The sequence below is a fragment of the Streptomyces sp. NPDC088817 genome (genome assembly GCF_044750345.1).
In the GTDB taxonomy this organism is placed as follows: Bacteria; Actinomycetota; Actinomycetes; order Streptomycetales; family Streptomycetaceae; genus Streptomyces.
Map to the genome: position 1 here is coordinate 201558 of NZ_JBIVJN010000005.1, position 12449 is coordinate 214006.

Annotated in this window: 11 protein-coding genes; 2 read left to right on the forward strand and 9 right to left on the reverse strand. The window is 72.3% G+C overall.

The window, feature by feature from the left end:
- Positions 1-48: 48 nt before the first annotated feature.
- Positions 49-1524, reverse strand: coding sequence for a DEAD/DEAH box helicase (locus tag ACIP4X_RS11545; protein WP_401347912.1), 1476 nt, complete (start codon positions 1522-1524; stop codon positions 49-51).
- Positions 1525-1701: 177 nt separating this feature from the next.
- Positions 1702-1905 carry a cold-shock protein gene (locus ACIP4X_RS11550; RefSeq protein ID WP_004986771.1) on the reverse strand — a complete coding sequence of 68 codons (204 nt, stop codon included), beginning with the start codon at positions 1903-1905 and terminating at the stop codon, positions 1702-1704.
- Between the two features lie 695 nt (positions 1906-2600).
- On the opposite strand from ACIP4X_RS11550, the gene ACIP4X_RS11555 reads away from it, so the two are divergent.
- Entirely contained in the window at positions 2601-3083 is a 483-nt protein-coding gene (locus tag ACIP4X_RS11555; protein WP_358736966.1) for a DUF5994 family protein, read from the forward strand.
- A 64-nt stretch (positions 3084-3147) separates the two neighbouring features.
- On the opposite strand, the gene ACIP4X_RS11560 is transcribed toward ACIP4X_RS11555, so the two are convergent.
- On the reverse strand, positions 3148-4131 hold the full coding sequence (locus ACIP4X_RS11560) for a recombinase family protein (RefSeq protein WP_401347915.1): 984 nt from the start codon (positions 4129-4131) through the stop codon (positions 3148-3150).
- 2 nt (positions 4132-4133) lie between these two features.
- Between ACIP4X_RS11560 and ACIP4X_RS11565 the strand changes: the two genes are divergently transcribed.
- Positions 4134-4553: a DUF3151 domain-containing protein gene (locus tag ACIP4X_RS11565; protein ID WP_358736967.1), complete on the forward strand. Its 420-nt coding sequence runs from the start codon at positions 4134-4136 to the stop codon at positions 4551-4553.
- Between the two features lie 167 nt (positions 4554-4720).
- Here ACIP4X_RS11565 and ACIP4X_RS11570 read toward each other — a convergent pair whose 3' ends face one another.
- The 6 genes from ACIP4X_RS11570 to ACIP4X_RS11595 all read right to left on the reverse strand — a co-directional run bounded on the left by ACIP4X_RS11570 (position 4721) and on the right by ACIP4X_RS11595 (position 12365).
- Positions 4721-6271, reverse strand: a complete 1551-nt coding sequence (locus tag ACIP4X_RS11570) for an MFS transporter (RefSeq protein WP_401347918.1) — start codon at positions 6269-6271, stop codon at positions 4721-4723.
- 160 nt (positions 6272-6431) lie between these two features.
- Entirely contained in the window at positions 6432-7463 is a 1032-nt protein-coding gene (gene fbaA / locus ACIP4X_RS11575) for a class II fructose-bisphosphate aldolase (protein ID WP_358736970.1), read from the reverse strand.
- Between the two features lie 214 nt (positions 7464-7677).
- Entirely contained in the window at positions 7678-8226 is a 549-nt protein-coding gene (gene pyrE / locus ACIP4X_RS11580) for an orotate phosphoribosyltransferase (RefSeq protein WP_358736972.1), read from the reverse strand.
- Between the two features lie 10 nt (positions 8227-8236).
- Positions 8237-9034, reverse strand: coding sequence for an aldose 1-epimerase (locus ACIP4X_RS11585; RefSeq protein WP_358736974.1), 798 nt, complete (start codon positions 9032-9034; stop codon positions 8237-8239).
- A gap of 542 nt (positions 9035-9576) precedes the next feature.
- On the reverse strand, positions 9577-10647 hold the full coding sequence (locus ACIP4X_RS11590) for an SRPBCC domain-containing protein (RefSeq protein WP_401347923.1): 1071 nt from the start codon (positions 10645-10647) through the stop codon (positions 9577-9579).
- Positions 10648-10739: 92 nt separating this feature from the next.
- Positions 10740-12365, reverse strand: a complete 1626-nt coding sequence (locus ACIP4X_RS11595; protein ID WP_358736977.1) for a polyamine aminopropyltransferase — start codon at positions 12363-12365, stop codon at positions 10740-10742.
- Positions 12366-12449: the final 84 nt, after the last annotated feature.

Consider the following 12449-nt stretch of genomic DNA (forward strand, 5'->3'; position numbering starts at 1 on the left):
GCCCTTGCGGCCCCGGGAGGCCAAGGTGGCTCCGGGGACGGCGCCGGCCTAAGCAGCCGAGTCGTTCCCGGTCCGCCGCTGTGCCCTGCGGCGCGCCCCCGCGCCGCCGGGTCGGCCCTGGCCGGTGCGGCCTCGACGGTCCCGGGACGGCGCCGGCGCGCGGCGGGTGCGTTCCACGACAGGCGCGGTGATGACCACAGGGGCCCCGGAGGGAGCCTGGGCGCCTGTGATGCGGCTCAGCTCCGCCTCGCCCGAGCGGACCGGGGTGATGTGCGGGGTGATGCCGGCCGAGGCCATCAGCCGGTTCATGCCGCGGCGCTGGCCGGGGGTCACCAGGGTGACGACGCTGCCGGACTCCCCGGCGCGGGCCGTACGGCCGCCACGGTGCAGGTAGTCCTTGTGGTCGCTGGGCGGATCCACGTTGACGACCAGGTCGAGGCTGTCGACGTGGATGCCGCGGGCCGCGACGTTGGTGGCCACCAGGACGGTGACGTGACCGTCCTTGAACTGCGCCAGGGTCCGGGTGCGCTGCGGCTGGGACCGGCCACCGTGCAGGGCCGCGGCGCGGACACCGCTGTTCAGCAGGTGCTTGGTCAGCCGGTCCACGGCGTGCTTGGTGTCCAGAAACATGATGACCCGGCCGTCCCGGGCCGCGATCTCGGTGGTCGTGCGGTGCTTGTCCGACTCGTGCACGTGGAGTACGTGGTGCTCCATCGTGGTGACGGCACCAGCCGACGGGTCGACGGAGTGAACCACCGGGTCGGTCAGGTAGCGGCGGACCAGCAGGTCGACGTTGCGGTCCAAGGTGGCCGAAAACAACATCCGCTGGCCCTCGGGGCGCACCTGGTCGAGCAGGGCGGTGACCTGGGGCATGAAGCCCATGTCGGTCATCTGGTCGGCCTCGTCGAGCACCGTGACGCCGACATCGCCGAGCCGGCAGTCGCCCCGGTCGATGAGGTCCTTGAGCCGACCGGGCGTCGCGACGACCACTTCCGCACCGGCACGCAGCGCACCGGCCTGCCTGCCGATGGACATTCCACCGACGACGGTGGCGAGCCGCAGGCTCACCGAGCGGGCATAGGGAGCGAGCGCGTCGGTGACCTGCTGGGCCAGCTCACGGGCGGGGACGAGGATCAGGGCCAGTGGCCGGCGCGGCTCGGCGCGCCGGCCCGCCGTACGGGCCAGTGCCGCGAGGCCGAAGGCGAGGGTCTTGCCCGAGCCGGTGCGGCCGCGACCGAGTACGTCACGGCCGGCCAGGGAGTTCGGCAGGGTCGCCGCCTGGATCGGGAACGGTACGGTCACGCCTTCATGGCCGAGCGTGGCCAGCAACGGCGCCGGCATGGAGAGATCGGCGAACGACTCGACAGCGGACAACGCGGGCGTGACCGTCTTCGGCAGGGCGAACTCGCCCCGCGCCGGCTGTCGGTTTCCGTAACCGTTGGAGCGGCGCGGAGCGCCGGAGCGGCCCGCAGCGGCGCTTCCTCCGAAACGGTCGTATGTGCGATTGGTGCGTGTGCGGTTCATGCGGAACCTTCCTCGATGCGGGCACGTATCAAGGAATTTCCGCAGCAGAATGAGCGGCGCAGAGAATCGCGAGAACGGGCCGAAAACAGGGCCGTATCGCCCTGGGAATGAAGCCAGCTGGGGCCCGCACCCCAAGGTGCGGGCCCCAGCTGCGATGTATGCGTCAGTGCCGGTGCGTCAGGCGGGAACGATGTTCTCGGCCGTCGGGCCCTTCTGGCCCTGCGCGATGTCGAACGACACCTTCTGGCCTTCCAGCAGCTCGCGGAAGCCCTGGGCGGCGATGTTCGAGTAGTGGGCGAAGACGTCGGCGCCGCCGCCGTCCTGCTCGATGAAGCCGAAGCCCTTTTCCGCGTTGAACCACTTCACCGTGCCAGTAGCCATTTTGTTTCTCCTTCGGGGGCGGTGTCAGGAATACGCCCTGTGCGCATTCCGTGTCGCCGTGATGATCAGCCGTCGGAAAAACCTTCTGGCAACCACACCTGCAACTGGGACCGACAGTAGCACGGTGCGATCGGCCTTGCGCGGTCGATAATTCCGCTCCGCCGGGCGGTCGAGGAATGCTCGCCGTTCCCCGCACCTATATCTCATTTCACGGGCACAGATATTGCTCTCCGCGGGCGCGGCTTTCCTGCCGTGCGTTTCCGCCCGCAGCCCTGTGACCTCCCTCGACGGGGGATGTGCCACCGCCAACATCGTCAGCGGATGACACCACCGCGAACACGCCCGAGACTCCCACACCGCAACAAAGGTCACATCCATCGCGAAGAGCGCGACGGCCGGTGGACGACAGCCACCCCGCAGGGGCAGCGCGCGATCCCGTCCTGGAACAGCCACGTGGTCCTTACGGTGTCAGTCGCCCTGAGTGGGTGCAGCCGACCCTTCTTCCTCCTCCGTCAAGCGGACGCCCTCATGGGTCAGCGATGCGGTGGCGGGCGACTTGTGCGAAGTCCAGCCGACGGTGATCAGGACCGCGTCGGTCAGATGGATCCCGGAGATTCCGGGGGCACGGGGAGTAGCGTGGGAGGGGCGAGGCGAGTCCCGTGTTCGCACCGAACTCCCGAAGACGGGTGGTCCTCATGACCGGCTCCGATTCACCCCCGGACTCCCTGCATCTGCCGAGCGGCGTTCACCGGACCGTACGGCCGGGGTGCGCACTCCTCCGGCTGGAGACCACGGAGTCGCGGGAAGGTGTCCTGGACGGTGCGTGGTGGCCGCGGTCGCGCGACATCGCTGCCGAGCTGCCCGAGCTGCTGAGCGTCCTCACCAGGCACCTCGGCCCCGTCACCCGCGTCGGGCTGGACACCACGGCCTGGGCAGGGCTCCCGACGCGGATCGTCGTCGACGACCGGGTGGTGCACATCGACTCCTTCCCGGTGGGTGACGACACCGTCCTGATCACCCGGGGAGACCGGGACCTCTTCTCGTTGCTGGTGGTCCCGCCGAACGCGACACCCGAGGCCGCCCGCGCCGCGATGGCCCAGGCGGTCCGGGCAGACAACATCAGCCAGGCGGAACAGATCCTCATCGACACCGGGAGCGGGCAGGAGCCGTCGGACTGATGCGCCGCGGCTCGACCGAGGCCGGTGAGGTCAGCCGCGCCACTCCACCATGAGCAGCGTCGCGTCATCGGTGGTGCGCCCGCTTGAGCGAGTGGGACAGGGAGCGCGCCGCCGCCCGGATCCCGCGGCCGGTTCTCTCCAACTGCTCGATGTCCGCCGGGTCGAAGATCGGCCCGTTGGACGCGGGCTTGATGACGACCGCGCGGAAGACCTTGAGAACGGCGGCGCGCCGCTGCTCGATCGCCGGCCTCTCCCACCGCTCTCGTATGTCGATGGGGCCGGCCACGAAGGTCGCGGCCTCGGCCCGGTGCGGGGCACGCTCCCGGTGCGGCCCTGCGATCTGCTTCTCCAGGTCCTCGGTGTGCGCGATGTAGCGCGCGGCCGACATGCGCTTCTCCTGCCACGCCTGCTTGAACCCGGCCATATCCCCTTCCAGGTAAGCGAGTTGCTCCTCCTTGGTCCATTCCGGTGCTCGCGCCTGCACGTTCGCCAGTGCCTTGTCCGCCTTGCGGAGGTTCTCCGCCTCGTCCGGAACCAGCGTCCTGCGGTCCTCGCGGTTCCAGCCGTACGGCGCCCGGCCGCCGGGCGGCTTCCCCTGCGCGGCCGGCTCCAGGTGCCTGCGCTTCGTACGCCGTGACGTGTCCGCCGAGGACTTGTTGGCGATGGTGACCTTGATGCGCGCGATGAAGCGCCCGTTCTCCGTGGACAGGTCGATGTCCGGCGCCGACACGGAGTCGAAGACGAGGCGGCGCTTGCGACGCTCGCCCTCCTCGTACTCGTCGATCCACGCTTCGAGTTCGCGCGGCCGGCGCGTGAAACGGTCGATGTCCCAGGCGACGACTCCGTCGATCCGTCCGGCCCTGAGGTCCTCCAGCATCTGCCGGAACTCCGGGCGTACGGTCTTGCGCTTGTACGCGGACAGGTCGTTGTCCTCGTAGACCCTGGCGACCGGATTGATTACATCAACCGCTGTTCTCAGCTCCCCACACGCCATATCTGTGCTCGTCGTCGGCTTCCCGGACTCCAGGCCGTGAGTGGCAGACTGCATCCATGACGACTCACAAGAACCTGCTCGGCGGCCCGGAGCCGACGTACCTCCCGGAGAACGAAGGGGCGTACCGCCTCCTGGGCGAGGAGTCCCAGCCTCCGGCCGAGGTCGCGGCGAAGTACCCCACGTTCTCGCTCGCATGGGCCATGCTCGCCGACGACGCCTTCGAGGCCGGGCGCGTGGTCGAGTCGTACGCGTACGCGCGCACCGGCTATCACCGCGGTCTGGACGCACTGCGTCGGGCCGGCTGGAAGGGCCACGGGCCCATCCCTTGGGACCACCGAGCCAATCGCGGGTTCCTGCGCTGCCTCGCCGCCCTCGCTCGTGCCGCCGGCGAGATCGACGAGAAGGACGAGTCGGAGCGTTGCCGGCAGTTCCTCAAGGACAGCAGCGCCGAGGCGTACGCCGAGCTGAAGCGGTAGTCACCACGACGAAGACGACTGTGCCGCCGTCACCCAGGAGGTGACGGCGGCACTCAGTGCACGATCACCTGTAGCACCCTTCTACTCGAAGGCGTCGGCGGGGAGCTGGGCCCAGGCCCGGCCGATCCCGGCAGCCGCGGAACGGCCCCTTCCACGGCTTCCACGGCTCACGACGCCGGAGCGGCGCCTGGGGCCGCACCCCCGCGGCCCGTCTCCAGCGGCGGTGTCGTCACGCTGCCGTGGGTGCGGCACTCGGGCCGGCGGCAGCCCTTGGCCGGACGGCGGACGGCGAGGAAGGCGATGACCGCCCCCACCACCAGGACCACCGCGCAGATCGGCATGGCCCGGCGGAACGCGGCGTCGAAGGCGAGCGCCGAACGGTAGGCGTCGGGGCCCATCCCGGCCAGCAGTGGCAGCGCGGCCACCGCGATCAGGCCGGCCGCGCGGGCGGCGGCGTTGTTGATGCCGCTGGCCAGCCCGGCGCGGGAGGTGTCCACCGAGGCGAGCACGGTGGCGGTGAGCGGGGCGACCAGGGTGACCATGCCCGCGCCCATGACGAGCAGGGCCGGGAGCACGTCCGTGAAGTAGTGCGCTCCCTTGCCGACCCGCAGCATCAGCAGCATCGCCACCGCGCACAGCAGCGGCCCGACGGTGAGCGGCAGGCGCGGCCCGATGCGGTCGGCGAGGGCTCCCGAACGGGCCGAGAACAGCAGCATGAGGACGGTGGTCGGGAGCAGGGCGGTGCCCGCCTTCAGCGGTGAGTAGCCCGCCACCACCTGGAGTTGCAGCGCGGTGAGGAAGAAGAAGCCGCCGAAGGCCGCGTACACGCACAGGGTGACCAGGTTGACGGCGGTGAACTGGCGGGAGGCGAAGATGTCCGGCGGCACCATCGGATCGGCGCGGTGCTTCTCCACGTACACGAAGGCGACGGCGGCGAGCACGCCCGCGGCGGCGGTCAGGGCGGCGGCCAGGGTGCCGTGGCCGGCTTCGATCAGGGCGTACGTCACCAGTGCCAGGGACAGGGCGCCGAGGGCCGCGCCCAGCACGTCGAAGCGGCCGTGGGCGGTGTCCTTCCTGGGCTCCCGGCCCGGCTTGGACGGGGAGGTGCCGCCAGTGGCCGCGCTTGACTCGGGGACGTGGCGCACGGCGACGGGGGCGCAGACGAGAGCCACCGGGATGTTGAGCAGGAAGACCCAGCGCCAGCCGGGCCCGGCCACCAGCCAGCCGCCGAGGAACGGGCCGACGGCCGCGCCGATCCCGCCGAAGCCGGACCACAGGCCGACGGCCCTGCCCCGGTCGTCCGGGTGGAAGGAGGCCTGGATGAGGGCGAGCGAGCCGGGGGTCAGCAGTGCGCCGCCGATCCCCTGAAGGGCGCGGGCGGCGATCAGTACGGTCACGTTCGGTGCAAGGCCGCACCCCAGGGAGGCGGTGGCGAACCAGATGACGCCGAGCACGAAGATCCTGCGGCGGCCGTAGCGGTCCCCGAGCGAGCCGCCGAGGAGGATCAGGCCGGCCAGGGTGACCAGGTAGGCGTTGACCGTCCACTGCAGCGCGGCGAGGTTCGCGTTCAGGTCGCGGCCGATGCGGGGCAGGGCGACGTTGACGACGGTCGAGTCCAGCAGGGCCATGCTGGAGCCGAGCACGGTGGTGAGCAGGATCCAGCGGCCCGTGGGGCTGGAGATCCTCACGGCGGGGGCGTGCTGTGCGGTGACAGCCATGAGGGGATCATCCCGCGCCGACCGGCTCCGGGCCAGACGAGCGGACGGGCTGACGAGCGGGCGGACGGGCTGACGGCTTACGGACTTGCGGACGGCCGGGGGCCGGAACGGACGACGGGTCCGGTGCCGTGGCACCGGACCCGTCGCGGGAGAGCGGGAGTTACTTGATCTTCGTGCCGGTGGAGCGGAGGTTGCCGCAGGCCTCCAGCACGCGCTGGGCCATCGACGTCTCGGCCAGCTTGCCCCAGGTGCGCGGGTCGTACGTCTTCTTGGAACCGACCTCGCCGTCGACCTTGAGGACGCCGTCGTAGTTCTTGAACATGTGGTCGGCGACGGGACGCGTGAAGGCGTACTGGGTGTCGGTGTCGATGTTCATCTTCACCACGCCGTTCTCCAGCGCCGTGCGGATCTCCTCCTCCGTGGAGCCGGAGCCGCCGTGGAAGACGAAGTCGAACGGCTGGCTGCCGGCCGGGCGGCCGTACTTCGCCGCGACGCCCTCGTTCAGGTCCTTCAGCAGGTCGGGGCGGAGCACGACGTTGCCCGGCTTGTACACGCCGTGCACGTTGCCGAAGGACGCGGCCAGCAGGTAGCGGCCCTTGTCGCCCAGGCCCAGGGCCTCGGCGGTGCGGATCGCGTCCTCGACCGTGGTGTACAGCTTGTCGTTGATCTCGTGGGTGACGCCGTCCTCCTCGCCACCGGTCGGAGTGATCTCCACCTCGAGGATGATCCTGGCGGCGGCGGTGCGGACGAGCAGTTCCTGGGCGATGGCCAGGTTGTCGGCGAGGGTCTCCGCGGAGCCGTCCCACATGTGCGACTGGAACAGCGGGTTGCGGCCGCCCTTGACGCGCTCCTCGGAGATCGCGAGCAGCGGACGCACGTACCCGTCGAGCTTGTCCTTCGGGCAGTGGTCGGTGTGCAGCGCGATGTTGACCGGGTACTTCTCGGCGAGGATGTGCGCGTACTCGGCCAGGGCGACGGCGCCGGTGACCATGTCCTTGCTGTACTGGCCGCCCAGGAACTCCGCACCACCCGTGGAGATCTGGACGATGCCGTCGCTCTCCGCCTCCGCGAAGCCGCGCAGGGCCGCGTTCAGGGTCTGGGAGGAGGTGACGTTGATGGCCGGGTAGGCGAACTTGCCTGCCTTCGCCCGGTCGAGCATCTCGTTGTAGACCTCGGGGGTTGCGATGGGCATCTGTCCGCTCCTTGTATGTGCGGGGTGCGTTCTGCGTACTTACGGCCCTGACCTAGGGAGTGACGTCATCGTCGGCCCCATCTTCGCAGACGTTGCCCGATGCGCAGGACACCCTGTCCGGCCGGTGGACGGACGGGTCGCGCGGTGCGGACCCGGTGCCGTCCCGGTCCCCGTCCCAGTCCCCGCCCTGACCCCAGTCCCGGCCCGGTCCGGCTCAGTCCAGTCCGAGGTCGTCCTTCGAGTACGCGAAGACGTACGGCACTCCGGCGCCCTCGCTGATCTTCTCGGCGGCGCCCGTGGCCCGGTCGACGATCGTCGCCACGGCGACCACCTCGGCGCCCGCCTCGCGGACCGCCTCCACGGCGGTGAGCGGGGAGCCGCCCGTGGTGGAGGTGTCCTCCACCACCAGGACGCGGCGGCCCCTGATCTCCGGGCCCTCCACGCGCCGTTGCATACCGTGCGCCTTGGCGGCCTTGCGGACCACGAACGCGTCCAGTCTGCGCCCGCGCGCGGCGGCGGCGTGCAGCATCGAGGCCGCGACGGGGTCGGCGCCCATCGTCAGGCCGCCCACCGCGTCGAAGTCGAAGTCGGCGGTCAGGTCCAGGAGCACCTGACCGACCAGCGGGGCCGCCTCGCCGTCGAGGGTGACGCGGCGCAGGTCGATGTAGTAGTCGGCCTCGAGACCGGACGACAGCGTCACCCTGCCGTGCACCACGGCCTTGTCCTTGATCTGCTGCAGCAGCTCGCCGCGAACGTCGCTCATGACTGTCAGCTTAAGCGCGCTGCCAGGTCCAGGTCGTCGAGGCCTCCAGCGGCTCCAGCGGGGTGACCAGGCGCGGGAGGGTGTTCAGGCCGTTGGGCGGCCCGGTCTGCGGTTCCACGCACACGGCGGCCTGCTGCTCGTCGTAGACGACGACCCATTCCTCACGGCTGGTCACCCTCAGCTCCAGCTGGCCTGGCCACGTGAGCGTGACGTCGACTCCGTCGGGCATGCCGAAGCAGTCGTCCCAGGGGCCGGGCTTGGGCTCGACGCGGTGACCGGTGGGCAGGTGGTCGTCGCCGCGCTCCTCCTGCCAGGCGGGCCGGAAGCCGACGCGGGCGTCCTGGGCGCCGGGGCCGCCGAGGGTGCGGTTGAACCACGGGTGCCAGCCGATCTGCGCCGGGAAGGACGACTCGTACGTCTCCACGGACATCGTCAGTGTCAGGGCGTCCTCGGTCAGGTCGACGACCTGGGTGACGCGGCCGGGGTGGGGCCAGGGGGCGACGAGGTCGTACGTGATCACCGCCTCGGTGGCGGAGGTGCGGGCGGTGCGCCAGGCGCCGTCGCGGGCGGTGCCGTGGATGGCGTGCGGTGGGGAGTTGAGCGGCATCTGGTGGACGGTGGCGCCGTCGCGGAAACGGCCGTCCCGGATCCTGCCGCACCAGGGGACCATCGGGAAGCAGCCGAAACGCTCTCCCTGGCGGAGCAGTTCGAGCCCCCCGACGCGCAGACTCCCGACGCGCCCGCCATTGCCCGGCTCCACGACCGCTTCCGCGTCACCCGCGGTCAGCGTGATGTCTTCGTTACTCACCCCACGAGGCTACTGGCCGGATCAAGAAGGCGTTTCGCGCCGCGGGTGGCTGGAGGGCCAGAGCCCGGCACGGGGAGTCGGGGCGCCGCTCGACGAGGCGCCCCAGGGCCCGGCCCACGACGATCACCGACGCCGCAGCGGGCACCGCCCGACGGGGCTTCGGCCCGACGGGCCAGGACGCCGAGCGCCGAGCGCCGCGCGCGCGGCGCTCAGCAGCCGGGCTGAAGGCGCGGCGCCGAAGCCGCGCTCAGCGGCGACGCCTCAAGGACCGGCCCACCGATGCCAAGGCGGGCGCCGCCCACCCGAGCGTCGGCCCGGCGGGCCAGGACGCGAGCGCCACGAAGCCTCGCGCTGCGGCCGGGCCGGAAGCGCGGCACCGAAGCCGCGCTCAGCGGCGCCTCAGGGCCGGGGCCACGGCGATCACCGACGCCCGGCAGGCGCCTCCCGAGCGAGCGTCGGCCCAGCGGGCCAGGACGCGAGTGCCGCGAAGCCTCGCGCACGCGGTTCAGCAGCCGGGCAGGACGCGCGGCGCCGCGGCTGCGTCAGCGGCGGCGCCTCAAGGCTCGGCCCACGACGATCACTCCCGCCACCACCAACGCCGCCGCGGGCGCTGCCCAGCGGAGGGTTGGGACGGCGGAGACGGTGAGCGGGGCGGGGACGGGGGCGTAGCGGCCGCGGGGCGGGGCGTGGTCCACCTCCTCGGCGCTGCGGCCGATCATCGTCCGCCGGGCGTGTGCCGCCTCGGCGGGCGGTTGGGCGGTCTCGGCGAAGTCCTCGGAGACGGGGGGCTCGTCGTCCTCGTCCTCCTCGTCGGCCAACGGGTCGAGGGAGGAGGGCGGAACATCGGCGTCGTAGAGGGAACCGCGCCCGGACGGTGCGGCCGGGTGGGACTCGCCCTCGTCCCCGACCGGCGGCGCCGGGGCGTCGTCCGCGTCCGGCGCGGCCTCGAAGTCCCCACTCGCCAACGGAGCGAAGTCCTCGGTCGCCTCCTCGGCCAGCCCCACGCCCCCCTCGCCCTCGGACGGCTCGGGACCTTCCGCCTCGGCGCCCTCCGGCTCCCCGCCGTGATCGGAGTCGGCGGCAGCCGACTCAGATGCCTCCCGCTCCGCGTCGGGCGACCGCGCGCCTTCCGGCTCCCCGGTGCCACCCGACCCGGTGCCACCCGACCCCGCGATGGCCGGTTCCGGTCCCTCCGGGGTCGAGGACAGGTTTTCCGTGAAGCGGGTCAGGAGGCGGGTCGTGGCGGTGTGCACGGAGTCCGGGGGCAGCTCGGTGACGCGGCCGTCGGCCGTGGCCGTGCCGTCGAAGGTGACGGTAGAACCGCCGTCGGTGTCGCGGAGCCGGAGCGTGAGCGTGAATTTCACCGAGCCGCTGCCGCGGGACTCGGTCGCGTCGCCCTCGACGGCGTAGGAACCGTCGTCGAGGGCGCGGACACGCAGCGTGCCGCGGTACGTGATGGAGTGGCCGCCGATCCGCGTCTTGAGCCGGCCGGTGACGGGCTCGCCACCCGCGTCCTGCTGGAGCCCGGGAACCGCCCGGGCAACCCGCGCCGCATCGGCGAGCGCCCTCCGCAGCCGCCGAGCCGGAACCGGAACGAACACCTCGTGCTCCATGTCAGCCGAGGGTACCCAGTGCCGCTCCCGATTACCCTCCCCTCGCCCAGAACCCGTCCCCCGCGCACCGCACACGCCGCCGGCGGGCCGGATCAGTCCGTGTACCGGGGATGGACCAGCGTCGAGGGCGGAAGGCCGGGGACGCGGGTGCGGGCCGCCGCGCGGACGGCCGCCGTGAGCGACTCCGGCGTGAGCGTCCGGGGGGCGGGGGCCCGCGGGTCCAGACGGAGGGCGGGCGGCATACGGGCCGCCAGGACGAAGCCCCGGTCACGCGGGGAGGCCGTGCGGTCGGGCCCCGCGGCGCCGGAGTCACGGCCGTCCACGCGGTACGGCACCGTACGCAGCCCGGCGGCCCGGACCGTGGCCTCCACCGTCCAGAACACCCGGGGCCGGGAGGAGACCGGTCCGGCGTGCACCACCAGCCGCCCACCGGGTGCCAGGGCCCGCCGGGCCAGGCCGTAGAACTCCTGCGCGTACAGCTTCGTGCTCGCCGTGATGGCCGGATCGGGCAGGTCCTCGATCACCACGTCGTACACCGCTGCAGGCGCCCCGCGCAGCCAGTCGAAGGCGTCCGCGGTGCTCACGTGCACCCGCCGGTCGTCGAAGGCGTGCTCGTCCAGCCGGGCCAGTCCCGGGTCGCCGCGCGCCAGCCGGACGAGGGCCGGGTCGCGCTCGACGACGTCCACCCGATCGACGCCGGGGTGCCGCAGCACCTCGCGCGCGGCGAGGCCGTCGCCGCCGCCGAGGATCAGCACCCGCGCGTGCGGCCCGTTCATCGCGGGGTGGACCAGCGCCTCGTGGTACCGGAGTTCGTCGCGGCCGCCGACCCGCAGCCGCCCGTCGAGGAACAGGCGCAGCGGACGGCCCCGGGTGCCGCCGGTGAGGACCACCTCCTGCTCGCCGGTCCGCAGCGCCACCCGGACGTCCCCGCCGTACATCGCCTGCCGCGCGGCCCGTTCGAAGTCGCCGACCAGGGCGGTGAGCGAGGCGAGCAGGCCGAGCACGGCGAGGTTGGCGACGATCAGCAGCCAGCGGCCGCGCGGGGTCAGGTCCCGCCCGAACAGGCCGAGGACGAGCACGCCGCCCGCCACGGCGTTGACGGCGCCGGTCACCAGCGCCCCGGTCAACTGCCCGAGGAGCGGCAGCAGGAGGAACGGGAAGGCGAGCCCGCCGACGAGCGCGCCCACGTAGTCCGCCGCGAACAGGTCGGCGACCGCGCCCCCCGCGTCCTGGCGGCGGATCCGCTGGATCAGCTCCATCAGCAGCGGCACCTCCGCCCCGATCAGCAGGCCGATGGCCAGGGAGAAGGCGACCAGCAGACAGCGCGGACCGTTCGCCCACACACCGCCCCAGCCGCCGGTCCAGGCGAACACCGCGTACAGCGCCATGGCGCTGCACCCGCCCACCAGGGCGAGCGTCGCCTCGATCGCGCCGAAGGCGACGGCGGCGTGTCGGCGCAGCCGCTTCGCGGCGAGCGAGCCGATGCCCATCGCGAACACCATGACGGACAGCACGATGGACGCCTGGGTGACCGAGTCGCCGATCAGGTACGAGGCCAGCGCCACGAGTTCGAGCTCGTACACAAGACCGCAGGCCGCGCAGACGAACACCCCCGCGAGGACGAGGAACCGGCCGGTTCCCGGCCGGACGGGCAGTCGCGCGGGGCCGCCGAGGGGCGGCGCCGCGCCGGGCGGGGCCGGGGCGTGCGATTCGATCACCCCTGTGACGTTACGTCACGGCAATGGCACGCTTCGTCACCCACACGTGTGGAAAAGGAAGTTGACGCGCATCGCAGGTTTACC